The organism is Kocuria arenosa, assembly GCF_042879215.1.
GTDB lineage: Bacteria > Actinomycetota > Actinomycetes > Actinomycetales > Micrococcaceae > Kocuria > Kocuria arenosa.
Genome location: NZ_JBHZTA010000003.1, coordinates 127,813 through 152,227, shown reverse-complemented (window position 1 = coordinate 152,227; position 24,415 = coordinate 127,813). Strand labels below are relative to the sequence as shown.

Below are 24,415 nucleotides of genomic sequence, written 5' to 3'. Positions count from 1 at the left end.
CGGTGCGACGGACAGCACCTGGGGGACAGCGCCGACGTCGACGGGTCCGTTCTCTCGCACCCGACGACCACCGACACGCCCTGGGATCCTGCCCCTAGGCTGGGACGGGTGACAGCACTGACCGCCGCCGCGTGGGCGGAGCGCCACCAGGTGGCCGTGTACCTGGTCGCCATCGCGGCCGCGATCCTCGTGGGCTGGACGGTGCCGGGCGCCCCCGTGCTCGCCCCGGCCATCACCCCGGTCCTGGGACTGCTGCTGTTCGCCACGTTCCTGGCCGTCCCCTTCGCCTCACTGGGCCGGGCCTTCGCGGACCTCCGCTTCCTGGCGGCGCTGCTGGCCGTCAACTTCGTGGTCGTCCCGGTCGTGGTCCTCGGGCTGTCCCGGACGGTCGCCGGGCACGAGGCGCTGCTGCTGGGCGTGCTGCTGGTGCTGCTGGCCCCCTGCGTGGACTACGTCATCGTCTTCACCGGTCTCGGCGGGGGTGCCGCCGACCGGCTGCTGGCGGCCGCCCCGTTGCTGATGCTCGCGCAGATGCTGCTCCTGCCGGTCTATCTGCTGCTCCTCGCCGGCCCGGAAGCGGTCGCCCTGGTGGAGCTCGGCCCCTTCGTGGAGGCGTTCGTGCTCCTGATCCTGCTGCCACTGGCCGCGGCGGCGGCCGTGCAGGGGGCGGCGTCCCGCTCCGCGGCGGCCCGGCGGCTGGAGTCCGCGACGGCCGCGGCCATGGTGCCGCTGATGGCGCTGACCCTCTTCACCGTGATCGCCTCGCAGGTGCGCGGAGTAGGGGAGCAGCTGGCCGACCTCGCGGCGGTCGTGCCGCTCTACGCCGGTTTCCTGGCGCTCATGGTCCCGATCGGGATCCTCGCCGCCCGCCTCGCCCGTCTGGACGTTCCCGTCGCCCGGGCCCTGGTGTTCGGCGGGGTCACCCGCAACTCCTTGGTGGTGCTCCCGCTGGCCCTGGCGCTGCCGGAGCGGCTCGCGCTCACGCCGTTCGTCGTCGTCACCCAGACCCTGGTCGAGCTGGTGGGGATGGTGGTGCTGGTACGGCTGGTCCCCGCGCTGGTGCCGGACCGCGGTCCACGACACAGTGGGGAGAGCGCCCCGTCCGACCGAAAGGCACCCCGCCCATGACGCAGCGCCTCCGTCCCGCCGCCCGGGCCCTCGGACTGCGGGGCCCGCGCGTCGGAGGCGTCGCCGTGCTCACGGCCGCACCCCGGGCACCCCTCGTGCGCGGCGTCCCGAGTTCATAGACTGGCCCTCCGCGCCGCGGACCGGCAGTTCAGTTGTCGGCTCAGTTGTCGAACACTTCAGCAGTGGCACAGTACAGATGCCCAACGACGAAGGGACCTCCCCATGACCGACCAGAACGACGGCACCGCCAAGGTGCGCGAGCTGATCAAGTCCACCCGGATCGCCATGCTCACCCACGCGGACGAGCACGGGAACCTGATCGCCAAGCCGATGGCCACCCAGGAGGTGGACTTCGACGGCACCGTGTACTTCATCGCCGAGCGCACCTCGGACCAGGTCCAGGACCTGCAGCAGCGGCCGTCCGTGAACGTCGCCTACGCCGGCAACGGCGCCTGGGTCTCGCTGACCGGGACGGCGCTGGTGCTCAACGACGAGGCGAAGCTCAAGGAGCTGTGGGACAGCTTCACCGGCGCCTGGCTCGAGGGCGGGCCCGAGAACCCGAACAACGTCCTCATCGAGGTCACCGGCCGCTCCGCCGAGTACTGGGACACCCCCGGCGGCGGCAAGCTCACCCAGGTGGCCAACCTCGTGAAGGCCAAGGTCACCGGCAACACGATCAAGGGCGACAAGGGCGTCGTCGACCTCTGACGCCTGCCCGGGGGCGGCCCCGCCCCCGGGCGTGTCCGGGGGGTGCGTTGGTAGACTCCGGGCATGAACTCTGCACTGGTCCGCCCCCGCAACGGCAAGCTCATCGCCGGCGTCTGTGCTGCCCTGGCGAACCGCTTCGGACTGCCGAAGTTCCTGTTGCGCCTGGGCTTCGTCATCTTCGGCCTGGTGGGCGTGGGGGAGCTGGTCTACATCGCCCTGTGGATCATCATCCCGAAGGAAGACTGAGCCTCACTCCTGCTTCTCCGGCGCCGCGCAGGCAACGGTGCTCTCCCGCAGCGCCGTGAGCGCCTCGCGCCACCGGCGCATCCTCCGTTCGCCCAGGTGCGCACTCCCCTCCGCCTCGGTCCGGGTCTCCTCCGCCCGGATGAGCGGCACGAGCTCCGTCCCGGCCTCTGATGGACACGAGCGCCCCGGTGTCCGGCCCATCTGTCACACCCACCTCTCGATACAGCCCTGTGACGGAACTATCATCGGGTCACTCCGATGGACGCGAGGGGGCCCTGCGGCGGCCCCGGGGGTGAGGGACGAGACCATGAACGACGACGACGTGTGGGCCGCGATCGATCTCCAGCGCCGGCGCACGGCGGACCTGCTGGCCGGGCTCTCCGAGGAGCAGTGGGGCCGCCCGTCGCTGTGCGAGGGGTGGACGGTGCGGGACGTCGCCGCCCACCTGACGCTGCAGCAGATGGGTCCGGTCGCCGCGCTGCGGTCCGCGCTCCGGCACCCGGGCGGTCTCAACCACATCATCCGCGAGTCCGCCCGTGACCGCGCCCGCCGCCCGGCGGACCGCCTGGTGGCGGGAGTCAGCGCCTCCGTGGGCTCCCGGCGGCCGAACGTGGGCCTGACGAACCTCGAGACGCTGATCGACATCCTGGTGCACGGACAGGACATCGCCGTCCCGCTGGGCCTCGAGCTCGAGATGCCGCCGAAGGCAGCCGCCGCGGCGGCGGAGCGCGTGCGGGCTTCCGGAGGCACGCGCAAGGCGCAGGTGTTCCGGCACCTCCCGCTGGAGGGCTTCCGCCTCTCGGCCACCGACGTCTCATGGGCCGCGGGCGAGGGACCCGAGATCCGGGGGCCGATCGCCGCGCTGCTGCTCCTGCTCACGGGTCGCCGCGCCGGGCTGGACCGGCTGACGGGAGACGGGGCCGAGATGCTGCGGCAACGGCTCACGACCGCCTGAGATCCGGTCAGAACGTCGGACCACGCTGCCGGGGCGGGTCGGCCCGCGCGCGCCGTGCCGGGCGCGCTGGGCGGCGCGGTGCGTTCCGTCCGCCGCGGGTCTCCGGCCCGCCTCGGCGCGGGTGCTCAGCGTCGGCCCGCGGAACGGGGCGTACGGGCCGACCAGGACCGCCGAAGCCGTCGGGGCCCGACCGGTGCCCCGGTCTGCGGCGGCCACGGCCGGAGCGCCGATCTCATCGCGCTAGACAGCCCGTTGTCCGTCCGGGGAGTCGTGTCCTGCGGTAGAGGCACGAACGATCAGTCTGGGTTCGGCGATCAGCTGTTTCGGCTCGAATCCGGGGCCGCTGGAAGCCTCGGTCAGCAGCAGCTCCATTGCCGTCCGGCCGAGTTCGGCGGCGTTCTGCCGCACGGAGCTCAGGGGCACGGCGGCGGACGCGGCGAAATCGATGTCGTCGTAGCCGATGAGGGCGATGTCTTCCGGGACCCGGACGGAGCCGCGGAACAGCAGCCCCTGCATCATGCCCAGCGCCAGCAGGTCGTTCGCGGCGAAGACGGCATCGGGACGTCCGTCCACGGGCAGCCGAAGGACGGCGTCGGCGGCCGCGCGGCCGGCGGCGGTGGTCATGGCATCGGTCTCGAGCACGTCGGGCCCGGGCAGGCCGGCTTCTCGCAGTGCCTCTCGAGCCCCGTCGAGGCGGTCCCGGACCTGACGCAGGCTCATCGGTCCCCCCACGAAAAGGATCCGCCGTCGGCCGAGGGACACCAGGTGCGCCGCGGCCAGACGCCCGCCCTCGACGTCATCGACGGACACCGACGAGAAGTCCTCCCGATAGGTCTGCCGGTCCACCAGGACCGTGGGAATGCCCCGGCTGCGGAGCCGGGCCAGTCGCGCCGACACGTCGCCGACGGGGGAGATCAGCACGCCGCGCACGCGCTGCTCCTCGAACAGGTCCAGGTAGTCGGCCTCCCGGTCGGCGTCCTCCCCGCTGTTCCCCACCAGCACATAGATGCCCTGAGAGGCGGCATGATCCTCCGCGCCCCGGGCCAGCTCGGTGAAGAACGGGTTGGCGGCGTCCAGCACGATCAGGCCGACACTGCGGCTGAGGCCGGCCCGCAGCTGGCTGGCGGCCGCGTTGCGCACGAACCCCAGTTTCTCGATCGCGGTCTGCACCCGCTCCCGCGTGGCCGGGGTCACGCGAGCCGGGTGGTTCAGGACGTTGGAGACGGTCCCCACGGAGACCCCTGCGAGCCGAGCGACGTCCTTGACGCCGACGTTCATCACCGCGCCCTCCTCCTCTGCCGTGGACAAGTCGCGGTCGCGCCGCCGTCCTTGAAACGGATCAATCTGCGAAAACCCTTCGTGATCCAGTGATTGACACCACACTACACCGTTCGTATGATCTAGTTCACACACCGATTGAAACGATTTACAGACCGCTCTCCTGTCCTCATCACGAAAGTGAACACATCATGGCAGCACCAGCTTCTCACCGGGACCGCCCCGTCCTGGCCTTGCACGGAGCTCTGAAGACCTTCGGTCCTGTCGTCGCTCTCGCCGAGGGGACCATCGAGCTGTGGGCCGGAGAGATCAACGCCCTGTGCGGGGAGAACGGAGCGGGCAAGTCCACGCTGGTGAAAATCCTGGCAGGGGTGCACGCCCCGGACGCCGGGGAGTTCTCGGTGGCCGGCGAGCCGGTGGCCTTCCGGTCGGTGGCCGACAGCAAGGCCGCCGGCATCTCCGTCATCTACCAGGAGCCCACACTGTTCCCCGACCTGTCGGTGGCCGAGAACATCTACATCGGCCGTCAGCCCCGGAACCGTCTCGGCCTCGTGGACCACGCGCGGATGCGCCGGGACGCGGCGGGGTTGTTCGACCGTCTGGGGGTGGGCCTGGACCCGGCCCGCACGGCCGAGGGGCTGTCCATCGCCGACCAGCAGATCATCGAGATCGCCAAGGCGATCTCCCTCGACGCCCGGGTGCTGGTGATGGACGAGCCCACCGCTGCGCTGTCGGGCCGCGAGGTGGACCGCCTGTTCACGGTCGCCCGTGCCCTGCGGGACGCCGGGGCGGCGATCCTGTTCATCTCCCACCGCTTCGACGAGGTCTTCGACCTGTCCGACCGGATCACCGTCATGCGCGACGGCCGCTACATCGCCACCCACCGCACCGCGGAGACCACCGTGGAGGAGATCGTGCGGGACATGGTCGGGCGCGACATCGACGCCCTGTTCCCCAAGCTCGAGGCCGAGATCGGCGAGCCCGTGCTCACGGTGAAGGACCTGGAGCGCCGGGGAGTGTTCGCGGGCATCGACTTCGAGGTCCGTGCCGGGGAGATCGTCGCCCTGGCCGGACTGGTGGGGTCCGGGCGGACCGAGGTGGCCCGGGCCGTCTTCGGCATCGACGCCTACGACGCCGGCACCGTAGAGGTCGCCGGCCGGCCGCTGAGGGCCGGGAATCCGAAGGCGGCCATCGGCGCCGGCATCGGGTTCGTGCCGGAGGACCGCCGCAAGCAGGGGCTGGTCATGGACCTGTCCGTCGGACGCAACACGACCCTGACCCTGCGTGAGAAGTTCACCCGCCTGGGTCTGATCAACGGGCGTGCCGAGTCCGACGCCGCCCGGGAGTGGACCCGGAAGCTGCAGGTGAAGACCTCGTCCCTGCACCAGCCCGTCTCTACCCTCTCGGGCGGCAACCAGCAGAAGGTGGTGCTGGCCAAGTGGCTGGCCACCGGACCGAAGTTGCTGATCATCGACGAACCCACCCGCGGCATCGACGTGGGGACCAAGAGCGAGGTCCACCGCCTGATCTCGGAACTCGCCACGGAGGGTTTGGCCATCCTGATGATCTCCTCCGAGCTTCCCGAGGTGCTGGGCATGGCGGACCGCGTGCTCGTCATGCGCGAGGGCCGCATCACGGCCACCCTCGACCGGGCAGAGGCCACGCCCGAAACCGTCATGCATGCCGCCACCGGAGCCACGGAGGACCACCGATGAGCACGCCCCTGGACCAGCGACCGGCCACCGCGTCCACGCCCGCACCCGCTCCGCGGGCCGCCCACGGCGGGAGCGACCGGTTCTCCCGGCTGCTCAGGCACCGGGAGCTGCCGGTGATCGTGGCCCTGGTGGCGCTGGTCGTCTTCACCAGCGTCAACAATCCCGCGTTCCTCTCTCCTCAGGGCACCAAGGACCTGCTGCTCAACGCCACGATCATGGTGATCCTCGCGGCGGGGCAGGCCATGGTCATCATCACCCGCAACGTCGACCTGTCCGTCGGCTCCGTGCTGGGACTCGTCGCCTTCGGCACCGGCACCGTCTTCTCGATCGCACCCGAGGTGCCCATTCCAGTGGTCTTCCTCGGCGGGATGCTCTTCGGCGCCCTGCTCGGTGCCGTCAACGGCGCCCTGGTCACCTTCGCCAAGGTCCCGGCCCTGGTGATCACCCTGGGCACCCTCTACATCTTCCGCGGTCTCAACAATGCCTGGGCCGGCGGCACCCAGTACTTCGCCGGGGACCGCCCCGCCGAGTTCGGCGCGCTGTCCGTGGACACCGTCCTGGGCGTCCCCGTCATCACGGTCCTCGCCCTGGTGGTGGTCGTCGCCGTCGCGGTCTTCATGGGCAGCACCCGCCCCGGGCGCGACCTCTACGCCATCGGCTCCGACCCCGATGCCGCCCGGCTCTTCGGCATCCCGGTGGCCAGGCGCACCCTCACCGTGTTCGTCGCCAACGGCGCCCTCGCAGGGCTCGCCGGTGTCCTCTACACGAGCCGGTTCAACGCGGTCGGCGCGACCACCGGCGCCGGCCTGGAACTGGACGTGGTCGCCGCGGCCGTGGTGGGCGGTGTGGCCATCTTCGGCGGCAGCGGGACCATCCTCGGCGCCGCGATCGGCGCGGTGCTGCTCAACACCATCACCTCCTCCCTGACCGCCCTGCAGGTCGACAAGTTCTGGCAGCAGGCCATCGTCGGCGTCCTGATCCTCGCCGCCATCCTCATCGACCGCCTGGCCGGCCTGCGCCGGGCCAAGCACCTTCGCGAAAAGGAGGGACGCCATGTCTGAGACCGTCTCCGTCACCGCCGTCGACACCTCGAAGCCCCTGCCCGGCGACACCGTCACCGGACCTCGCTGGTGGGCCGGCCGCGACGCCGTGATGATCTATCTGCTCGTGGCGTTCCTCCTCTTCGCCGCGATCGCGGTCCCGCGCTTCGCCACACCCGTCACCGTCGGTTTTCTCCTGCTCGACGTCGTGGCCGTCCTGCTGATCGCCATGCCGATGACCCTGATCATCATCACCGGGGAGATCGACCTCTCCGTGGCCTCCATCGCCGGTCTGACCAGTGCCGTCCTGGGCGTGCTGTGGGCCGGGGGCATGGGCATCTGGGCGGCGATCGCTGTCGCGCTCCTCTGCGGGCTCGCCGCCGGAGCCCTCAACGGCGTGCTCATCGCCTACCTCGGCCTCCCCTCCCTCGCCGTGACCATCGGCACCCTGGCCCTGTTCCGAGGCCTGGCCCTGGTCATCATCGGCGACGACGCGGTGGCCAACTTCCCCGTCGAGGTGACCGCCCTGGCCTCCGCCCGCCTGGGCGCCAGCGGCATCCCGCTCATCATGATCCCCGTGGCCCTGCTCGTGCTGCTCACCGGGCTGGTGCTCCACAGGACGGCCTTCGGCCGCGGGCTCTACGCCATGGGCTACAGCAAGGACGCCGCCCGCTTCGTCGGCATCAACGTGAACCGCTCCAAGTTCGTGCTCTACCTCACCAGCGGTCTCGTCTCGGCAGCCGCGGGCATCTTCTGGACCTTCCGCTACACCTCCGCCCGCTCCGACAACGCCTCCGGCCTGGAGCTGACGGTCATCGCCGCCGTCCTGCTCGGCGGGGTCTCCATCTTCGGCGGCAAGGGCACCGTGCCCGGGGTCGTGGCCGGCGTGCTCCTCATCGGGTCGCTGAACTACGCCCTGCGCCTGGACCGGGTCTCGGACGTCGTCCTCGTCACCGTCACCGGCGTACTGCTCATCGCCTCGGTTGTGGCCCCCAGCATCGGCGCAGCCATCGGGAAGTGGCGACACACCCGAAGGCTCCGTCACCAGCTGGCCCTCCCGGACCCCGCCTGACCACCTGCTCACCCGCTCACCGCCCGCCGGAGCCACCCCGGCAAGGAAGGAACCACCCATGTTCTCCACCCGATCCCGCGCCCAGCGCCTCACCGGGCTGACGGCCCTCGCGATGGCCGGCACCCTGACCCTGTCCGCCTGCGGCGGCGGGGGCTCGACCGACGCAGCGGGTGATGGCGGAGGCGAGGCCGTCAGCGACGCCGCCATCACCTTCATCCCCAAGCAGCTCAACAACCCCTACACCGACGTCGTGCTCGGTGGCGGGGAGGAGGCCGCCGAGGCCGCCGGCTTCGCCGAGGCCAACGTCGTCGGACCGCTGGAGGCCTCGGCCTCCAGCCAGGTCACCTTCATCAACGCCGAGACCCAGGCGGGAACGAATGCCATCGCCATCGCGGCCAACGACCCCGACGCCGTCTGCGGGGCCCTCGGCGAGGCGCGGTCGGCCGGTGCCAAGATCGTGGCCTTCGACTCCGACACCAACCCGGACTGCCGGGACCTGTTCGTCAATCAGGTCAACGCCAAGGACGTCGCCCTGATCCAGCTGGAGATGATCTCCGAGCAGATCGGCGGCGAGGGCAAGATCGCCATCCTCTCCGCCACCGCCAACGCCACCAACCAGAACGAGTGGATCAAGTACATGGAGGAGGAGCTCGCCTCCAACCCCGAGTACGAGAACATCGAGCTGGTCGCCAAGGTCTACGGCGACGACGACGACAACAAGTCCTTCCAGGAGGCCCAGGGCCTCCTGCAGGCCCACCCGGACCTGAAAGGCATCATCTCTCCCACCACCGTGGGCATCGCCGCCACCGCCCGCTACCTCTCGACCTCCGAGCACAAGGGCGAGGTCGCGCTGACCGGTCTCGGCCTGCCCAACGAGATGCGCTCCTTCGTCAAGGACGGCACCGTCACCGAGTTCGCCCTGTGGGACCCGGCCCAGCTCGGCGAGGTCGCCGCTCACGCGGCCAAGGCCCTCGTGGACGGCACCATCACCGGTGAGCCCGGCGACACGTTCACCGCCGGTGAGCTCGGGGAGCGCACCGTCGAGGAGGGCGGCATCGTGGTCGTCGGCCCCCCGACCGAGTTCACCGCCGACAACATCGACGACTACGACTTCTGACCCGTCGGCAGCCTCCCGGTGCGAGGGCAGTACGCCTCGCACCGGGAGCCCCCCGGCTCTCGCCGAACCGGGGGACCGTCACGACCGTCTTCCCGCACCACGGACCCGCCACCACAGATCCCAGCACCAGCACCACTCGATGAGAGGACGGACATGGAACGCGTCTGCTTCCGGTTGCAGGTCAAGCAGGAACATCTCGCCGAGTACGCCCGACGCCACGCGTCCGTCTGGCCCGACATGCTCCGGGCCCTGCACGCCTCGGGCTGGCGCAACTACTCCCTGTTCCTGGGCGAGGACGGCCTGCTGATCGGATACCTCGAGACCGAGGACCTAGCCGCCGCCCAGGTCGGCATGGCCGCCACCGAGGTGAACGCACGGTGGCAGGCCGAGATGGCCCCGTTCTTCGAGGATCTCGACACCCCACCCGACCAGGGCTTCCGGCGGCTGACCGAGGTCTTCCACCTCGAGGACCAGCTCCCGGTCCTGCGCCCTCCACAGACCCGTACCGATGACCCGCACCCAGGAGAATCCTCATGACCTCGTTCGACGACATCGCGCCCCAGCTGGCCGCCCAGGCCATCGAGCTGCCCTCGTGGGCGTTCGGCAACTCCGGGACCCGGTTCAAGGTCTTCTCCACCCCGGGCACCCCGCGCACGGTGGAGGAGAAGATCGCCGACGCCGCGACGGTGCACCGGTTCACCGGGCTGGCCCCGACCGTCGCCCTGCACATCCCGTGGGACCAGGTCGACGACTACGGGGCCCTGGCCCGGTACGCGGCCGACCAGGGGGTGGCCCTCGGCACGATCAACTCCAACACCTTCCAGGACGACGCCTACAAGTTCGGCTCCCTGACCCATTCGGACCCCGCGGTGCGGGCCAAGGCGGTCGACCACCACCTGCGGTGCCTGGAGATCATGGCCGCGACCGGATCGCGGGACCTGAAGATCTGGCTCGCCGACGGGTCGAACTACGCCGGCCAGCAGGACATGCGCGGGCGCCAGGACCGGCTGGCGGAGTCGCTGGCCGAGATCTACGCCCAGGTCGGGGCGGAGCAGCGGCTGGTGCTGGAGTACAAGTTCTTCGAGCCGGCGTTCTACCACACCGACGTCCCGGACTGGGGCACGGCCTGCGCCCAGGTCACCGCCCTCGGGGAGCGGGCACTCGTGTGCCTGGACACCGGCCACCACGCCCCGGGCACCAACATCGAGTTCATCGTGATGCAGCTGCTGCGGCTGGGCAAGCTCGGCTCCTTCGACTTCAACTCCCGCAACTACGCCGACGACGACCTCATCGTGGGGGCGGCGGATCCCTTCCAGCTCTTCCGGATCATGGTCGAGGTCGTCCGCGGCGGGGCCCTGGACCCGGCGTCGGGCGTGGCCTTCATGCTCGACCAGTGCCACAACGTGGAGGAGAAGATCCCCGGCCAGATCCGCTCGGTGCTCAACGTCCAGGAGATGACCGCCCGCGCGCTGCTGCTCGACCGGGTGGCGCTGACTGCGGCACAGGAGACCGGGGACGTGCTCGGCGCCCACCAGGTGCTGATGGACGCCTTCTACACCGACGTCCGGCCTGCCCTGGCGGCCTGGCGGGAGTCCCGGGGGCTGCCGGCGGACCCGATGGCCGCTTATGCCGCCTCGGGCCACCAGCAGCGCCTGGCCGCCGAGCGCCTCGGCGGCACCCAGGCCTCCTGGGCCTCCTGAGACCTTTCCGCGTCCTTCGCCGCGTGGCAGGAGCCCCGCGTTCCGACTGCGGACCCCTGGTTGCCTCCGGCCACCGTGATGCCGGTCCTGCCGGGCTGCCCCACCCGTTCTCCTTCCGCTTTTCTCGCCGACCGATCTGAGAGAGACCCCTGATCATGCACACCATCACCCACTCCGTCGTCGCCGACCTGATCGCCCGCTCCAACCGGCTCGGCGCGGACCCGAAGAACACCAACTACGCCGGCGGGAACACGTCCGCCAAGGGCACCGCGACCGACCCCGTCACGGGCGAGGACGTCGAGCTGCTGTGGGTCAAGGGCTCCGGCGGGGACCTCGGCACCCTGACCGAGAAGGGCCTGGCCGCGCTCCGGCTGGACCGGGTCCGTGCGCTGACCGGCGTCTACCGCGGGGTCGAGCACGAGGACGAGATGGTCGCGGCCTTCGACTACTGCCTGCACGGCAAGGGCGGGGCGGCGCCGTCGATCGACACGGCCATGCACGGGCTGGTCGACGCCGCGCACGTGGACCACCTCCACCCCGACTCCGGCATCGCGGTCGCCACCGCCGCCGACGGGGAGCGGCTCACCGCCGAGATCTTCGGCGGGAAGGTCGTGTGGGTGCCCTGGCGCCGCCCCGGCTTCCAGCTGGGCCTGGACATCGCGGCGCTCAAGGACGCGCACCCGCAGGCGATCGGCTGCGTCCTCGGCGGGCACGGCATCACGGCCTGGGGCGAGACGTCCGAGGAGGCCGAGACCCGCTCCCGCTGGATCATCGACACCGCCGAGGCCTACATCGACCAGCACTCCAGGCCCGAGCCCTTCGGCCCGGTCCTGGACGGCTACCAGGCCCTGCCGGAGGAGCAGCGCCGGGCCAAGGCCGCGGCCCTGGCCCCGGTGATCCGCGGACTGGCCTCGCACGACCGCCCGCAGGTCGGCCACTTCACCGACGACGCCCGGGTGCTGGACTTCCTCGCCGCCGCGGAGCACCCGCGCCTGGCCGCGCTCGGCACCTCCTGCCCGGACCACTTCCTGCGCACCAAGGTCAAGCCCCTGGTCCTGGACCTGCCCGCCGGCGCCCCGGTCGAGGACTCGATCGCCCGGCTGAAGGAGCTGCACGAGGCCTACCGCGCCGACTACCAGGCCTACTACGACCGCCACGCCACCGAGGACTCCCCGGCCCTGCGCGGGGCGGACCCGGCGATCGTGCTGGTCCCCGGCGTCGGGATGTTCTCCTTCGGCAAGGACAAGCAGACCGCCCGGGTCGCCGGGGAGTTCTACCTCAACGCCATCAACGTCATGCGCGGGGCCGAGGGCATCTCCCGCTACGCGCCGATCGACGAGGCCGAGAAGTTCCGCATCGAGTACTGGGCCCTGGAGGAGGCCAAGCTCGCCCGCATGCCGAAGCCCCAGCCGCTGGCCACCCGGATCGCCCTGGTGACCGGCGCGGCATCGGGGATCGGCAAGGCCATCGCCACCCGCCTGGCCGCCGAGGGCGCCTGCGTGGTCATCGCCGATCTGGACGCGGACAGGGCCCGTGCCGCCGCCGCTGAGCTCGGCGGGACCGACGTGGCCGTCGGGGTCGCCGTCGACGTCTCCGACGAGGCCGCCGTGCAGGCCGCGATCACCGACGCCGTCCTGGCCTTCGGCGGGCTGGACCTGGTCGTCAACAACGCCGGCCTGTCGCTGTCCAAGCCGCTGCTGGAGACCACCGAGCAGGACTGGGACCTGCAGCACGACGTCATGGCGAAGGGCTCCTTCCTGGTCTCCAAGAACGCCGCCCGCGTGCTCATCGACCAGGACATGGGCGGGGACATCGTCTACATCTCCTCGAAGAACTCGATCTTCGCCGGCCCCAACAACATCGCCTACTCCGCCACCAAGGCCGACCAGGCCCACCAGGTCCGGCTGCTCGCCGCCGAGCTGGGCGGGCACGGCGTCAAGGTCAACGGCATCAACCCCGACGGCGTGGTGCGCGGTTCCGGGATCTTCGCCGGCGGCTGGGGCGCCAAGCGCGCCGCCGTCTACGGCGTGCCGGAGGAGGAGCTGGGCGCGTACTACGCCCAGCGGACCCTGCTCAAGCGGGAGGTCCTGCCCGAGAACGTCGCCAACGCGGTGTTCGCCCTGTGCACCGCCGACTTCTCCCACACCACGGGGCTGCACGTGCCCGTCGACGCCGGCGTGGCCGCCGCGTTCCTCCGGTGAGCCTCGTGCGCACCACCGCGGCGGTGGCCGCCGTCGACCTGGGGGCCACGAGCGGGCGCGTGATCCTCGGCGGCCTCGAGGACGGGCGCCTGCGCCTGCGCCACGTGGCCCGCTTCCCCAACCAGCCCGTGCGCCTGCACGAGGGGGACCGGGCCGGGCTGCACTGGAACATCACCGAGCTCCACCGGTCCCTGACCGCGGGTCTGGCCCAGGCCCTGCGGGGGGACGACGACGTCGTCTCCGTCGGCGTCGACTCCTGGGCGGTGGACTACGCCCTGCTCCGGAACGGGCGGATGCTCGGGGTGCCGTACCACTACCGGGACGAGCGCACCGCCGCCGGGGTGGCGGCCGTGCACGGGCAGGTGCCGCCGGAGGAGCTCTACGCCCGCAACGGACTGCAGCACCTGCCGTTCAACACGGTCTTCCAGCTGGCCGCCGACCGGGTCGCCGGGGACCTGGACGTGGCCGACCGGGCCCTGCTCATCCCCGACCTCATCGCCTACTGGCTCACCGGGCAGCAGGTGGCCGAGGCCACCAACGCCTCCACCACCGGACTGCTGGACGCCCGCACCGGACAGTGGGACACCGGGCTGCTGGACGAGCTCGGGCTCGCCCGGGGGCTCCTCGCCCCCGTCGTCGCCCCCGGCACCACCATCGGTGCGCTGCTGCCGGCGGTGGCGGCCGAGCTGGGCGCCGGCCCGGGGTTGCCGGTCACCGCCGTGGGCTCCCACGACACCGCCTCCGCCGTGGCCGCCGTGCCGAGCACCGCCGAGGACGCGGCCTTCATCTCCTCCGGGACCTGGTCGCTGGTCGGCATCGAGCTGGAGGCGCCCGTGCTCAGCGAGGCGAGCCGCGCGGCGAACTTCACCAACGAGGGCGGCGTGGACGGACGGGTGCGGTACCTGAAGAACGTCTCCGGGCTGTGGCTGCTCACCGAGTCCATGCGCACCTGGGACGGACCCGGGGCCACCGACGCCCAGCGCAGCAGCGACCTCGCGGCCCTGCTCGCCGAGGCCGCCGCCGTGACCCGTCCCGTGCCCGTGTTCGACGCCACCGACGCCCGCTTCACCGCCCCCGGCGACATGCCCGCCCGCATCGCCGCCTGGTGCCAGGAGCACGACGCCGAGCCCCCGCGCACCCGCGCCGAGGTGGTGCGCTCCATCCTGGAGTCCCTGGCCGCGGCGTACGCCACCACGATCGAGCAGGCCGAGCGGCTCTCCGGGCGGAGCATCCGCACCGTGCACATCGTGGGTGGCGGGTCGCAGAACGCCCTGCTGTGCCAGCTCACCGCCGACCGCACCGGCCGCACCGTCCACGCCGGGCCGGTCGAGGCCACCGCGATCGGCAACGTCCTGGTGCAGCTGCGGGCCGCCGGCGTCCTCTCCGGCACCCTGGAGGCACTGCGGGACCTCGTGGCCAGGACCTTCGAGCCCGTCCGCTACGTCCCGCGGGTGCTCAGCCCCGCCCGCCGGCCGTAGCGGGCGCGGTCGCATCCCCGTCCGGCTCTCCTCCGACCCATCCGATGCCGCCGCGGCGCCGAACATCCTCGTGAGACCACCCCATCGAGGAGGAGAAGAGGCGTCATGGCCTTCGACATCGACCGGTTCGCCGACGAATCCACCAGTCTGCACTGGGGAGACCTGGGGCTCGACGCGCTGCGCGAGGACCCCCTGCCCCCGGAGACGCTGCGCACGCTGCGGTACATGTGCGACGTCGAGTTCCACACCGTCTGCTATCTGCGGGACATGCTCGTCAGCCCCTCCCGCAAGGACCCGGAGGTCAGCACCTTCATGACCATGTGGAACCGGGAGGAGTTCTGGCACGGCGAGGCCCTCGCCCACGTCCTGGCCCTGCACGGCATCACCGTGGCCTTCGACGAGCTCAAGGCCAAGCGGGTCAAGCTCGGCTGGCGCGACCGGGTCGGCCCGGTCAAGCAGTCGCTGCTGTCCAACATCGTGGGCGCGGACTTCGTCGCCGTGCACATGCTCTGGGGCGCGGTGAACGAGCGGTCCGCGGCCGCCGCCTACCGGCGTCTGGCCGCGCTCGAGGACCACCCGGTGCTCGCCCCGCTGCTGCGGCGCATCGCCGCGCAGGAGACCAAGCACATCGCGTTCTACACGACCCAGGCGCGCGCCCGGCTGCAGGACAACCCGAAGGCACAAAAACTGGCCCGCCTGGCCCTGCGCACGGCCTGGCAGCCCGTCGGCTCCGGCGTCTCGCCCGAGGACGAGGTCACCCACGTCATGGGCCACCTCTTCTCCGGGGCGGCGGGCCGCAAGGAGGTCGAGGCCATCGACCGCCAGATCGCGAAGCTGCCCGGGATGGCAGGCCTGACCGTCGTGGCCGACGCCCTGGACGCCCGGGGCGTGCCGGCGTGAGCGCGAGCGCCGCGTTCGACGTGCGCGGCTCCCGGTTCGACGTGCGCGCCTTCGCGCGCGACCCGCACGAGCTGCGCCCCGCGGACCTCGACCCGGAGAGCCTGCGCGGGCTCCCGCCCGAGACGCTCGACGTGCTGGCGCACCTGTGGTGCGTCGAACGCGGTCTGCTGGACCGGCTGCGGGACCTCCTGGTCACCCCCACCCACGCCGAGTCCCGGGTGACCGCCTTCCTCACCGCGTGGGCCTACGAGCAGCACTGGCTCGCCGAGACCCTCGCCGTGGTCCTCGCCGCCAACGGGCGCGCGGCGCGGGAACCCCGCGACACGGCCGGAGGCCGGTGGCGGCGGATCTGGGACGAGCGGGCCCGGCCGACGATCGACGCGGTGGCGAGCAACCTCCTGGCCGCCGACGTCACCGGGGGACAGATGGCCACCGGAGGGCTCGACACCGCCGTGCTCGCCGGGGTCTACCGCCGACTGGGCGCCACCGAGCCCCGGCTGGCCGGGACGGCCCTCGAGATCGTGCGCCTCAAGGAACGGCACCTGGTGTTCTTCGCCGAGGAGGCCGGGACGCGGCTGGCCCGCAGCGCGAACGCGCGCCGACTGGCGCGCTCCGGGACCGCCCGGTGGCGCTGGCCGGGCACCCGCTACTGCGACCCCGTGCCGGCCGGGGTCTGGGTCCGCCGGCTGTTCGCCGATCCTGCCGCCCGTGCCGGACTGCTGGGACTCGACGAGGATCTCGCCGCTCTCCCCGGCCTGGCCGGCGCCCGACCGGTCGCCGCGGCGCTGGGGCGCCTCGACCGGGCCTGAGGCGCCCCGGCGCAGGGGCTACATGTCCTCCTTCGGCGTCATCACCATGAAGACCTCCCGGTCGGGCCCGGCGACGACCGCCATCCGCCCGTACTCGAAGTCGAAGGGCTCCCGGTCGACCGACCCTCCGGCCTCGCGCACGCGCCGCACGGCGGCGTCGACGTCCTCGACCTGGAAGGCGACCGACCAGCCGGGCTGTGCGTCACCGGCCTGGGGGTCGAGACCGCCGATGCCGCCGGCGGGCATCTGCCCGCCGGGAACGGTGAACAGGGCGTAGGGCATGTTCTCGTCGCCGATGTCCTGGTACGTGTAGCCGAAGACCGCGGCGTAGAAGCCCTGGGCGGCGGCAGGGTCGTCGGTCATGAGGTCGCACCAGGTCACCGCGCCGGGCTCCCCGTACGCGCCGAAGCCGGTGTGCTCGTGGGCCTGCCACATGCCGAAGGCCGCCCCGGTGCGGTCGACATACATCCCCATGGAGCCGAAGGGTCCGACCTCCATGGGCTCGTACACCGGTGTGGCCCCGGCCTCGACCGCCCGGGCGGCGTGGGCGGAGATGTCCTCGGTGGCCAGGGAGACCGACCACACGTGCGGGGCGCTCTCCATGCCCTCCATGGTGGGGGAGAGACCGGCGACCGCCCGCCCGTCGAGCAGGGCGTTGCAGTAGCCGCCGTACTCGGGCTGGGACTCGGAGTAGGTCCAGCCGAGCACGTCGCGGTAGAAGGCCTGGGTGCGGCCCAGGTCGGAGGCCATCAGGTCCACCCAGCAGGGCGTGCCGGCCGGCCAGGGTTCGGTGTGCGTCGTCATGACGGGGGTCCTTCCGGGGGTCGGGTGCAACGGTGCCGCCGGGGGTCCTCCGCGGGGTCCGGGACCCGGACACGGTGCGCTGTGACCTCCGACACGTTCCAGGCTAGGGGCCCGGTCGGACGCGCTAACGGCCCGCTCCGCACGGCTCTTGCCGGCGTCCCGCCGAGCGCGGAGGCCTGTTCGACGAGGTGGGGTGCGGCCGGGGGAGGACGAGGCCGGGGACCCCGGGCGTCCGCCTCAGGCCGAGCCGCAGCCGGCGATCTCCTCCGCCGAGAGACGGCGCCGGCCCACGTAGTACAGCACGGAGCCCTCCGGCAGCGGGGTCTCCCACTCCGGGTCGAGCAGCGCGCCGTCGTGCTGGACGGCGAGCACGGTGGCGCCGAATCCGCGACCCATGGCCTCCTGCACCCGTCCGAAGCCGCTGCCGGCCAGCTCCGCGGGCAGCCGGGCGCTGTAGGTGTTCCGTCCGCCGTGGGTCATCAGCTCGGCGTAGACCGCGGCGATGCCCGGGTCCTGCAGCTCTTCGGTCGCCAGGCGCGGCGAGTGCCACTGCACGCACCGCACGTCGTCGTCGACGTAGGAGAAGTTGCGGGCCCGGCCCATGTCGCGCAGCGTCACGACGACGTGGGCGTCCGGGTTCACGTGCGTGACCGCCACGGTGAGCGTGAGGGCCTCGTTGTCGTCGCGTGCGTCGACGAGGACGCGTGCCGCGCGGTGCAGGTCCGCGCGGCGCAGCACGGCCTCGTCGGCGAGGTCCCCCCGGACGAACCCGACACCGGGGTGCTCGGGCATCGGGTGCTCCGGCACGTCCTCCCACGCGCACAGCGCGATGGGCCCGGTGCCGTCCCCGGTGAGCTCCTGCACGAGCCGCTCGGTGCGGCCGGCCGTGTGGCCGAGGATCACCAGGTGATCCGACATGCCGAGGTCGATCCGGCCCTTCATGCGCTGTCCCTTCGCGTTCTCGATCGCGGCGGCGATCCTGGTGAAGATGATGGTCAGCGTGGCGATGCCGCCGACGATGACGTACACACCGACCAGGTGGCCGCCGAGAGTGGTGGGGAAGAAGTCGCCGTAGCCCACGGTGGAGGCGGTGACCAGGAACCACCACCAGTAGTTCTCCGCGGCGCTGATCGTGTTCTCGGGGGGCTCGGCCCAGGCCATCAGCGGCCAGCTGGTGAGGAACACCGTGGCAATGATCAGCAGCGGCAGCCCCCAGGCCCGCAAGCGGCCGAGCCGGCGGACCAGACGGGCCAGGATGAACGGCACCGGTGATCTCCTGTCTGTCGGCGGGCCCCCACCGAGCCTACGCCGATCCGCGTCGGCGGCCACCACGGCGCGGTGCGGCGGCCTCAGCCGGCCGGACGGCCCAGCCGCTCCTCGTGCCGGAGATGGCCGGGGACCGTGCCGGTCAGCACGGTCTCCGCGAGCGCCTCACCGAGCGCGGGGGCCTGCTTGAACAGGTTGTGCCCGGCCAGGGCGGTGAGCCCGTCCTCGGACCAGATCCCCACGCCGTCGTCGCCCCACGGCAGCCGGGTGACCCAGCAGTGCACGTGGTCGACCGGCCGCGGGTCCAGGCCGGGCAGGGCGCGCCGCACGTAGGCCACGGTCCGGTCGGCCAGGCCGGCGAGCGCCGCGGGATCGGCGAGGCCGCCGTCCGGATGGGCCGGCGTGTCGGCGCTGAGGCCCACCGAGAAGTGGCGGCCGTCGGGATAGGGCGCCGCGTACACACCGGTCTCGCCGAAGGCCCCGCTGCCGTCCTGGAAGGTCGGGAGGCCGCGGCCCGCGCCGGGGCCCGGTCCGCCGGGAGCCGGCGCGAAGGTGAGGCGGACGTGCGCGCCGACCTCCACGGGCAGGTCGAGCCCGGCGCCGCGGGCCAGCGGGGCGGTGCCCCGACCGGCGCACAGCACCACGTGGTCGTAGGTCTCGCAGGTGGTCCCGGTGCGCACCTCGACCGACCGGGCGCTCGTGCGCCGCACCGAGAGCACGTGCTCGCGCAGCATCGACGCCTCGAGCCGGTGCGCCAGCGCCGCGACGGCGTCGAGGGTGCGGATGGCGCCGCCGCGGACGTCGAGCATCGCGGGGCCGGTCCAGTCGGCCAGCAGCGGCAGCAGGCCGTGCAGCTCCTCGGTCGAGAGGCGCCGCACGGGGACGTCCGCGAACGGCTCCAGGGTGCGAAGCTTCTCCTCGACGCCGTCCCCGATCGCCACGGCGCCGTCGGGGGAGACCAGCTCCACGCCGAACTCCTGCTCCCACTCCCGCCACAGGGCCCGGCTGCGGGCGACGAACGCCACCAGCCGGGGGTCCTCGTGGGCGTGCCGGAAGATCCGGCCCTGCCCGGCGGACTGGCCGCCGCCGGGCGGCCCGGACTCGTAGAGGGTGACGTCGACGCCCCGCGCCCGCAGGGCGTGCGCGGCGGCGAGGCCCACGATGCCCGCGCCGACCACGGCCGTGCGGATCATCGAAGTGCTCCAGGGATGCTCGTCATGCCGTCCGGGTGCTCGGTCGTCCGGGTGCTCAGTCGTCCGAGAGCTCGGCCGCCCGGGCCCTCAGCCGTCCTGCTCGGGGTCGGTGCTCTCGCCGAGGATGTCGTCGAGGGCCTCCCGCACGGCCTGCCGGGTGGCCAGGCGCACGCTCGCGGCGCCCTGCTTGTCCGCGGTGTCGGCGTCGGCGATGTTGCTGCGCTCCTCGCGCTCCTGCTCCAGGGCGTGGTCCCGGGCGGAGCGGATGCGGTCCATGATCTCGTTGGCTTCCATGGCACCATCCCACCACGGACGTCCGACATTGAACAGGTGGCTGATCATTTTTCCGTGCGTGCCGGGCTCGCCGGGGCGTCCGTCCCGAGCTCGGGCGTGTCCCCGCCCACCATGACCACGGCGCTCGCGGCCACCACCAGGCCCATGCCGACGAGCTGCAGGCCCGCGAGCGACTGACCGAGCACCAGCAGGCCCGCGAGCGCTGCGACCGCGGGCTCCAGGCTCAGCAGGATCCCGAAGACCTTGGGCGGGATGGCCCGCAGCGCCAGCAGCTCGAGGGAGTAGGGGACCACGGAGGAGAGCATCGCGATCCCCACCCCCGCGCCCAGCACGCCCCACGTCAGGGCGGGGGCGTGCGCCGTGAGGACGCCCACCGGGGTGACCAGGACGGCGGCCACGACCAGGGCCACGGCGAGACCGTCCAGCTGGTCGAAGTGCCGGCCCGCGGACCGGCTGCCCAAGATGTAGGCGGCCCAGCCCGCCCCGGCGAGCGCCGCCCAGGCGATGCCGGCGAGGTCGAGCTCCGCCCACGGCACGGTGAGGGCCTGGGAGATGAGCACGATCCCGCACAGGGCCGCCGCCACGGCGAGGACGTCCCGGGCACGGCGGGAGAGCACCGCGGACAGCGTGAGGGGGCCCAGGAACTCGATGGTCACGGCCACGCCCAGCGGCAGGGTGGCCAGGGACTGGTAGAACGCGAAGTTCATGCCCGCCAAGGCCGCCCCGAAGAACAGTCCGGACCGCCACGCCTCCCGGCTGCGGCCGCGCAGCCGCGGCCGGATGACGGCGAACATGATCACCGCGCTGATGAGCAGCCGCATGGTCACCGTGGCGGACGCCCCGATCAGGGGCACCAGGACGGCGGCGAGGGCCCCGCCGAACTGGACGGAGACGACGGCGGCCAGCACGTAGACGGTCGGGCGCAGTCTCGGGCTGCGGGCGGGAGCGAGGGTGGTCACCCGTTCAGGGTAGGGCCCGGGAACGGCTCCTCCGTCACCGGCGGTCGGCGAGGGCCAGGGCGCCGTGCACGGGGTCGCGGTCGAGCACCCGCAGCTCCCCGAGCCCGCGGGCCGCGGCGGCCTCCTGCAACCGGCGCCGCAGCAGCGGCTGGTGCCGTGCCAGGCCACCGCCCACCACCACCGGGCCGGACAGGTCCAGCCGCCGGGACACGGTGGCGGCGAGGTCGGCCAGCGCGCCGGCCGCGCGGTCCACCAGGTGCAGGGCGTCGTCGTCGTGCCCGGCGGCCTCGAAGGCGACCCGGGAGAGCCCGGCCCAGAACCCTCGGTCCGTGCCGCCGTGGAACCGCTCGATGAGCGCCCCGGGCTCGGTGAGCCCGCAGTGCGCCAGCACCGCGGCGTCCAGGGCGTCGGGCCGCAGACCGTCGTCGAGCCGGGCGAGGGCACGGCGCACGAGCTCGCGGCCCAGCCAGTAGCCGCTGCCCTCGTCGCCCAGCAGGTGCCCCCAGCCGCCGGCGCGGGCCTCCCGGCCGTCCGGGGCGGCGCCCCAGGCGGCGGAGCCGGTGCCGGCGATGACCGCGATGCCGGTGCTGCACCCGCCGGCGGCCAGGACCAGCCGGGTGTCGTGCACGACGACGATCCGCGCCGCACCCGTGTGCGGGGCGATGAGCGCGCGCAGCGCCTCGGCGTCCGCGGGTGTGTCGACGCCGCCCGCCCCCGCCACGACCACGTCCGCGGCGGTGGCCCCCAGCTCGCCGAGGACGTCCGCCAGGGCGCGGGAGGCCTCCACGGGACTGACGTTCTGCACGTTCGCGCTGCCGCCGACCGCCTCCCGCACCGGGTGGCCGTCCTCGGTCCGCAGGCCGTGGGTCGTGGTGCCGCCGATGTCCAGGCCGATGAGGATGCTCATGGCCCCATCCTGCCGTGCGCGGCCGGACGGGCCCAGGGCACGACGACGCCCGACCGGGTGCCGGTGCGAACCGGGCCGATCGGGCGTCGTGGACCGTGTCCGGTCAGGCCGCGAGGGCCAGGGGCGCGGGGCGCAGGCGGCAGCCCTCGAAGGAGAACAGCCGGCGGACGCCGGTGCCGGCCTCGAGGATCCACAGGACCCCCAGGGGGTGCGAGACCTGCCCCACGGTGCCGACGCAGCTCTCGTAGAACTCGTCCCAGATCTCGAGCCGGTCGCCGGGCTGGATCTGGCTCAGGTCGGTCATCCACTTCTCAGCAGCGGTCATTCCGCCACCTCCCATCCAAGTTTTCGTTCGTGTGTTCTTCCATGGTGCACTGTCCGGAGCGACCTGCGCAGTGACCCTGATTTGACAAACGGCCCGGGCGTCTTGACCTTCGTCACACCCCTGCCTGCTCGGCAACCTGCACCGGTTGCCTGGGGTGCGTCGAGAGCGGCGTTCTGTGACGGCCGTCCCGGCCGGGCGCGTGAACAACAACACGTCGTGAATTCGTCGTCGTCCCCCGTCATCCGTGTTGCAGGGCCGCCGGCGCCGGGTGCTCAGCCGTCGGAGTCCTGCGGGACGTCCGGGCCGGTCCGCTCGAGAAGGTGCCGGTCGAAGAACGCGACGATCCGGCGCCGGGCGTCCTGGGTGGCCGGATCGTCGTAGGCGGTGCGGCTGAACCGGCCGAGCACCCGCAGCATCGGGGAGACGTCCTCGGGGTCGTGGTCGTTCATGAACCCGTGGCCCACGCCGGGGTAGATCTTGATGTCGTGCTCCACCCCGGTCTCCGTGAGGATGCCCTCCAGGCGGCGGCCGGCGTCGGCGCCCAGCGGCGTGGTGTCCGCCCCGCCGTAGCTGCCCACGATCGGGCAGGCGCTCGGGAGCCACTGCTCGGCGCCCTCGGGGCACCCGCCATAGTTCGTGCTCGCGGCCGAGAACCCGTGCTCGGCGGCGAGCGCGAGCGCGTAGCCGCCGCCCATGCAGAAGCCGACGACCCCGATCCGTCCGGTGCAGTCGGGGCGTGCGGCGAGCCAGAACCGGGCCGCCTCGACGTCGTCGAACGTGCGTCCCCGGCGGGCGCCGATGTCCTTCATGACCGTGCGCAGGCAGCGGAGCCGGCCGCCCCAGTGGAAGAGGTCCGGCGCGACGGCCAGGAACCCCTCGCCCGCCAGCCAGTCCGCCTGGTGGTGCAGGTCCTGGCTCATCCCGGTGAAGTCGTGCACGAGCACCACCCCGGGCCAGGGCCCCGGGCCCCCGGGCACCGCCACGTGGGCGGGCATCCGCCCGTGGTCGGTGGCGACGAGGATCTCGCCCATGGCCGGTCAGGCCCGCCGGGCGCGGCCGGTGGCGGCGGAACCCGCCGCCACGAGCAGCCGGCGACGGCGGGGCATGCCGCCCTCCGGGGCGGGACCGACGTGGTAGAGGCTCATGGCGGGCTCCTGGGTCGACGGCGCGTGCGGTCGGGCCAGTCTACGCACGGGTGACCCACGGCACACCAGGAGCCGCAGGGGCGGGGGCCGGCCCCGGTACCCTGGAAGGCATCCCCTCTTCCCCTGCCCAGGAGCACCTGTGACGCCCTCGTCGCCCCCGGACCGTCCCTCGACACCGCCGGCCACCACGACCACCGCCACGACCACCCCCGGCGGGGAGGTCCGCCGCAGCATCCCGGGCAACGTGGTGCGCGGCGCGCTCATCGGCGTGGTCGAGACCGTCCCCGGGGTCAGCGGCGGCACCGTGGCCCTCGTGGTCGGCATCTACGACGAGCTCATCAACTCCGCCGGGCACGTGGTGTCCGCCGGCAAGCGGGCGCTGCTCGGGCCCGACCGCGCCGCCGGGGTGCGGCACCACCTGGCCCGGGTCCACTGGCGGATCGTGGTGCCCGTGGTGATCGGCATGGTCGCGGCCCTGCTCACCGTGGCCGGCCCCATGAGCCACCTCGTCGAGGAGTACCCGGTCACCATGCGGGCGCTGTTCTTCGGCATGGTCCTGGCCTCCGTCGGGGTGCCCCTGCGCCTGGCGGGCGGGGCCCTGCGGGCCCGGGACGCGGCCGTGGTGGCGCTCGCGGCGGTGGTCGCGTTCGTGCTCGTGTCCGTCCCGCCCACCACGGTGGCGCCCGCGCCGCTGCTCATCGTGGTCGCGGCCATGGTCGCGGTGTCCGCGCTGCTGCTGCCCGGGCTCTCCGGCTCCTTCCTGCTCCTGACGATCGGGCTCTACCAGCCGACGCTCCGGGCCGTCGACGAGCTCGACCTCGGCTACCTGTCCCTGTTCTTCCTCGGCGCGGCCCTGGGCATGGTGGTCATCGTCAAGGGCCTGCAGTGGCTCCTCGACCACCACCACCGCGTCACCATGCTGGCGCTCACCGGACTCATGCTCGGTGCCCTGCGCACCCTGTGGCCCTGGCAGCTCGAGGACCGCACGCTGCTCTCCCCCGAGGGGGACTGGTGGGTCCAGCTGCTCGCGGCCGCGGCCGGCTGCGTCGTCGTCCTCGCCCTGCTGGCCGTCGACGCCCGCACCCGGGCGCGCACCGGGCACGGCTCCCAGGAGGAGCTCGCCGGCGTCGAGTCCGCCGACGAGGCCACCGACAGCACCCGGTAGACGGCTGCGG

Annotated in this window: 25 protein-coding genes; 15 read left to right on the top strand and 10 right to left on the bottom strand. The window is 72.8% G+C overall.

Annotation, left to right across the window (positions count from 1 at the left end):
• Window positions 1-108 precede the first annotated feature (108 nt).
• The 3 genes from ACFYE3_RS06720 (at window position 109) to ACFYE3_RS06710 (ending at window position 2,082) form a co-directional block, all read left to right on the top strand.
• Window positions 109-1,128 carry an arsenic resistance protein gene (locus ACFYE3_RS06720; protein ID WP_387607282.1) on the top strand — a complete coding sequence of 340 codons (1,020 nt, stop codon included), beginning with the start codon at window positions 109-111 and terminating at the stop codon, window positions 1,126-1,128.
• 222 nt (window positions 1,129-1,350) lie between these two features.
• Window positions 1,351-1,836: a pyridoxamine 5'-phosphate oxidase family protein gene (locus tag ACFYE3_RS06715; RefSeq protein ID WP_387607279.1), complete on the top strand. Its 486-nt coding sequence runs from the start codon at window positions 1,351-1,353 to the stop codon at window positions 1,834-1,836.
• A 63-nt stretch (window positions 1,837-1,899) separates the two neighbouring features.
• Complete coding sequence (locus tag ACFYE3_RS06710; RefSeq protein WP_387607277.1) at window positions 1,900-2,082, top strand: PspC domain-containing protein; 183 nt, start codon at window positions 1,900-1,902, stop codon at window positions 2,080-2,082.
• A 3-nt stretch (window positions 2,083-2,085) separates the two neighbouring features.
• Here ACFYE3_RS06710 and ACFYE3_RS06705 read toward each other — a convergent pair whose 3' ends face one another.
• Complete coding sequence (locus tag ACFYE3_RS06705; protein ID WP_387607275.1) at window positions 2,086-2,232, bottom strand: hypothetical protein; 147 nt, start codon at window positions 2,230-2,232, stop codon at window positions 2,086-2,088.
• Between the two features lie 157 nt (window positions 2,233-2,389).
• On the opposite strand from ACFYE3_RS06705, the gene ACFYE3_RS06700 reads away from it, so the two are divergent.
• On the top strand, window positions 2,390-3,037 hold the full coding sequence (locus ACFYE3_RS06700; RefSeq protein ID WP_387607273.1) for a maleylpyruvate isomerase family mycothiol-dependent enzyme: 648 nt from the start codon (window positions 2,390-2,392) through the stop codon (window positions 3,035-3,037).
• A 240-nt stretch (window positions 3,038-3,277) separates the two neighbouring features.
• Here ACFYE3_RS06700 and ACFYE3_RS06695 read toward each other — a convergent pair whose 3' ends face one another.
• Window positions 3,278-4,315 (bottom strand): LacI family DNA-binding transcriptional regulator, encoded by a 1,038-nt coding sequence (locus tag ACFYE3_RS06695; protein ID WP_387607918.1) that lies wholly within the window; start codon window positions 4,313-4,315, stop codon window positions 3,278-3,280.
• Between the two features lie 191 nt (window positions 4,316-4,506).
• Between ACFYE3_RS06695 and ACFYE3_RS06690 the strand changes: the two genes are divergently transcribed.
• The 10 genes from ACFYE3_RS06690 (at window position 4,507) to ACFYE3_RS06645 (ending at window position 16,347) form a co-directional block, all read left to right on the top strand.
• On the top strand, window positions 4,507-6,030 hold the full coding sequence (locus tag ACFYE3_RS06690; protein ID WP_387607270.1) for a sugar ABC transporter ATP-binding protein: 1,524 nt from the start codon (window positions 4,507-4,509) through the stop codon (window positions 6,028-6,030).
• On the top strand, window positions 6,027-7,091 hold the full coding sequence (locus tag ACFYE3_RS06685) for an ABC transporter permease (protein WP_387607268.1): 1,065 nt from the start codon (window positions 6,027-6,029) through the stop codon (window positions 7,089-7,091). The genes ACFYE3_RS06690 and ACFYE3_RS06685 overlap by 4 nt, the downstream gene beginning before the upstream one ends.
• Window positions 7,084-8,142 carry an ABC transporter permease gene (locus tag ACFYE3_RS06680; RefSeq protein WP_387607265.1) on the top strand — a complete coding sequence of 353 codons (1,059 nt, stop codon included), beginning with the start codon at window positions 7,084-7,086 and terminating at the stop codon, window positions 8,140-8,142. Before ACFYE3_RS06685 ends, ACFYE3_RS06680 begins: the two co-directional genes overlap by 8 nt.
• 58 nt (window positions 8,143-8,200) lie before the next feature.
• The gene (gene rhaS / locus ACFYE3_RS06675; RefSeq protein WP_387607262.1) at window positions 8,201-9,259 is read left to right on the top strand and encodes a rhamnose ABC transporter substrate-binding protein; all 1,059 of its coding nucleotides are present in this window, start codon (window positions 8,201-8,203) and stop codon (window positions 9,257-9,259) included.
• 153 nt (window positions 9,260-9,412) lie between these two features.
• Window positions 9,413-9,796 (top strand): L-rhamnose mutarotase, encoded by a 384-nt coding sequence (locus ACFYE3_RS06670; RefSeq protein ID WP_387607261.1) that lies wholly within the window; start codon window positions 9,413-9,415, stop codon window positions 9,794-9,796.
• Window positions 9,793-10,959 carry an L-rhamnose isomerase gene (gene rhaI, locus ACFYE3_RS06665; RefSeq protein WP_387607258.1) on the top strand — a complete coding sequence of 389 codons (1,167 nt, stop codon included), beginning with the start codon at window positions 9,793-9,795 and terminating at the stop codon, window positions 10,957-10,959. The genes ACFYE3_RS06670 and rhaI overlap by 4 nt, the downstream gene beginning before the upstream one ends.
• 155 nt (window positions 10,960-11,114) lie before the next feature.
• Window positions 11,115-13,160 (top strand): bifunctional aldolase/short-chain dehydrogenase, encoded by a 2,046-nt coding sequence (locus tag ACFYE3_RS06660; RefSeq protein ID WP_387607256.1) that lies wholly within the window; start codon window positions 11,115-11,117, stop codon window positions 13,158-13,160.
• 5 nt (window positions 13,161-13,165) lie between these two features.
• Entirely contained in the window at window positions 13,166-14,638 is a 1,473-nt protein-coding gene (locus tag ACFYE3_RS06655) for a rhamnulokinase (RefSeq protein ID WP_387607915.1), read from the top strand.
• Window positions 14,639-14,743: 105 nt separating this feature from the next.
• Window positions 14,744-15,538: a ferritin-like domain-containing protein gene (locus ACFYE3_RS06650; RefSeq protein ID WP_387607253.1), complete on the top strand. Its 795-nt coding sequence runs from the start codon at window positions 14,744-14,746 to the stop codon at window positions 15,536-15,538.
• On the top strand, window positions 15,535-16,347 hold the full coding sequence (locus tag ACFYE3_RS06645; RefSeq protein WP_387607250.1) for a hypothetical protein: 813 nt from the start codon (window positions 15,535-15,537) through the stop codon (window positions 16,345-16,347). The genes ACFYE3_RS06650 and ACFYE3_RS06645 overlap by 4 nt, the downstream gene beginning before the upstream one ends.
• An 18-nt stretch (window positions 16,348-16,365) precedes the next feature.
• Here ACFYE3_RS06645 and ACFYE3_RS06640 read toward each other — a convergent pair whose 3' ends face one another.
• The 8 genes from ACFYE3_RS06640 to ACFYE3_RS06605 all read right to left on the bottom strand — a co-directional run bounded on the left by ACFYE3_RS06640 (window position 16,366) and on the right by ACFYE3_RS06605 (window position 23,126).
• The gene (locus tag ACFYE3_RS06640) at window positions 16,366-17,151 is read right to left on the bottom strand and encodes a VOC family protein (RefSeq protein ID WP_387607248.1); all 786 of its coding nucleotides are present in this window, start codon (window positions 17,149-17,151) and stop codon (window positions 16,366-16,368) included.
• A gap of 237 nt (window positions 17,152-17,388) precedes the next feature.
• Window positions 17,389-18,417, bottom strand: a complete 1,029-nt coding sequence (locus ACFYE3_RS06635) for an ion channel (protein ID WP_387607247.1) — start codon at window positions 18,415-18,417, stop codon at window positions 17,389-17,391.
• Between the two features lie 83 nt (window positions 18,418-18,500).
• Window positions 18,501-19,610, bottom strand: coding sequence for an NAD(P)/FAD-dependent oxidoreductase (locus tag ACFYE3_RS06630; protein ID WP_387607246.1), 1,110 nt, complete (start codon window positions 19,608-19,610; stop codon window positions 18,501-18,503).
• A gap of 87 nt (window positions 19,611-19,697) precedes the next feature.
• The gene (locus ACFYE3_RS06625) at window positions 19,698-19,904 is read right to left on the bottom strand and encodes a hypothetical protein (protein WP_344123675.1); all 207 of its coding nucleotides are present in this window, start codon (window positions 19,902-19,904) and stop codon (window positions 19,698-19,700) included.
• A gap of 44 nt (window positions 19,905-19,948) precedes the next feature.
• Complete coding sequence (locus ACFYE3_RS06620) at window positions 19,949-20,863, bottom strand: EamA family transporter (protein WP_387607244.1); 915 nt, start codon at window positions 20,861-20,863, stop codon at window positions 19,949-19,951.
• 34 nt (window positions 20,864-20,897) lie between these two features.
• Window positions 20,898-21,770 (bottom strand): N-acetylglucosamine kinase, encoded by an 873-nt coding sequence (locus tag ACFYE3_RS06615; RefSeq protein ID WP_387607242.1) that lies wholly within the window; start codon window positions 21,768-21,770, stop codon window positions 20,898-20,900.
• A gap of 103 nt (window positions 21,771-21,873) precedes the next feature.
• Entirely contained in the window at window positions 21,874-22,095 is a 222-nt protein-coding gene (locus tag ACFYE3_RS06610; RefSeq protein WP_368822958.1) for a hypothetical protein, read from the bottom strand.
• Window positions 22,096-22,367: 272 nt separating this feature from the next.
• Window positions 22,368-23,126, bottom strand: coding sequence for a dienelactone hydrolase family protein (locus ACFYE3_RS06605; RefSeq protein ID WP_387607240.1), 759 nt, complete (start codon window positions 23,124-23,126; stop codon window positions 22,368-22,370).
• 253 nt (window positions 23,127-23,379) lie between these two features.
• Between ACFYE3_RS06605 and ACFYE3_RS06600 the strand changes: the two genes are divergently transcribed.
• Window positions 23,380-24,405 carry a DUF368 domain-containing protein gene (locus ACFYE3_RS06600; protein WP_387607237.1) on the top strand — a complete coding sequence of 342 codons (1,026 nt, stop codon included), beginning with the start codon at window positions 23,380-23,382 and terminating at the stop codon, window positions 24,403-24,405.
• Window positions 24,406-24,415 lie beyond the last annotated feature (10 nt).

What these genes read in the sequence shown, in the direction of transcription:
- ACFYE3_RS06715 (WP_387607279.1), top strand. Translation starts at nt 1,351, where the DNA reads ATGACCGACCAGAACGACGGCACCGCCAAGGTGCGCGAGCTGATCAAG.
- ACFYE3_RS06710 (WP_387607277.1), top strand. Translation starts at nt 1,900, where the DNA reads ATGAACTCTGCACTGGTCCGCCCCCGCAACGGCAAGCTCATCGCCGGC.
- ACFYE3_RS06700 (WP_387607273.1), top strand. Translation starts at nt 2,390, where the DNA reads ATGAACGACGACGACGTGTGGGCCGCGATCGATCTCCAGCGCCGGCGC.
- ACFYE3_RS06695 (WP_387607918.1), bottom strand. Translation starts at nt 4,315, where the DNA reads ATGAACGTCGGCGTCAAGGACGTCGCTCGGCTCGCAGGGGTCTCCGTG.
- ACFYE3_RS06690 (WP_387607270.1), top strand. Translation starts at nt 4,507, where the DNA reads ATGGCAGCACCAGCTTCTCACCGGGACCGCCCCGTCCTGGCCTTGCAC.
- ACFYE3_RS06685 (WP_387607268.1), top strand. Translation starts at nt 6,027, where the DNA reads ATGAGCACGCCCCTGGACCAGCGACCGGCCACCGCGTCCACGCCCGCA.
- ACFYE3_RS06680 (WP_387607265.1), top strand. Translation starts at nt 7,084, where the DNA reads ATGTCTGAGACCGTCTCCGTCACCGCCGTCGACACCTCGAAGCCCCTG.
- rhaS (WP_387607262.1), top strand. Translation starts at nt 8,201, where the DNA reads ATGTTCTCCACCCGATCCCGCGCCCAGCGCCTCACCGGGCTGACGGCC.
- ACFYE3_RS06670 (WP_387607261.1), top strand. Translation starts at nt 9,413, where the DNA reads ATGGAACGCGTCTGCTTCCGGTTGCAGGTCAAGCAGGAACATCTCGCC.
- rhaI (WP_387607258.1), top strand. Translation starts at nt 9,793, where the DNA reads ATGACCTCGTTCGACGACATCGCGCCCCAGCTGGCCGCCCAGGCCATC.
- ACFYE3_RS06660 (WP_387607256.1), top strand. Translation starts at nt 11,115, where the DNA reads ATGCACACCATCACCCACTCCGTCGTCGCCGACCTGATCGCCCGCTCC.
- ACFYE3_RS06650 (WP_387607253.1), top strand. Translation starts at nt 14,744, where the DNA reads ATGGCCTTCGACATCGACCGGTTCGCCGACGAATCCACCAGTCTGCAC.
- ACFYE3_RS06640 (WP_387607248.1), bottom strand. Translation starts at nt 17,151, where the DNA reads ATGACGACGCACACCGAACCCTGGCCGGCCGGCACGCCCTGCTGGGTG.
- ACFYE3_RS06630 (WP_387607246.1), bottom strand. Translation starts at nt 19,610, where the DNA reads ATGATCCGCACGGCCGTGGTCGGCGCGGGCATCGTGGGCCTCGCCGCC.
- ACFYE3_RS06625 (WP_344123675.1), bottom strand. Translation starts at nt 19,904, where the DNA reads ATGGAAGCCAACGAGATCATGGACCGCATCCGCTCCGCCCGGGACCAC.
- ACFYE3_RS06615 (WP_387607242.1), bottom strand. Translation starts at nt 21,770, where the DNA reads ATGAGCATCCTCATCGGCCTGGACATCGGCGGCACCACGACCCACGGC.
- ACFYE3_RS06610 (WP_368822958.1), bottom strand. Translation starts at nt 22,095, where the DNA reads ATGACCGCTGCTGAGAAGTGGATGACCGACCTGAGCCAGATCCAGCCC.
- ACFYE3_RS06605 (WP_387607240.1), bottom strand. Translation starts at nt 23,126, where the DNA reads ATGGGCGAGATCCTCGTCGCCACCGACCACGGGCGGATGCCCGCCCAC.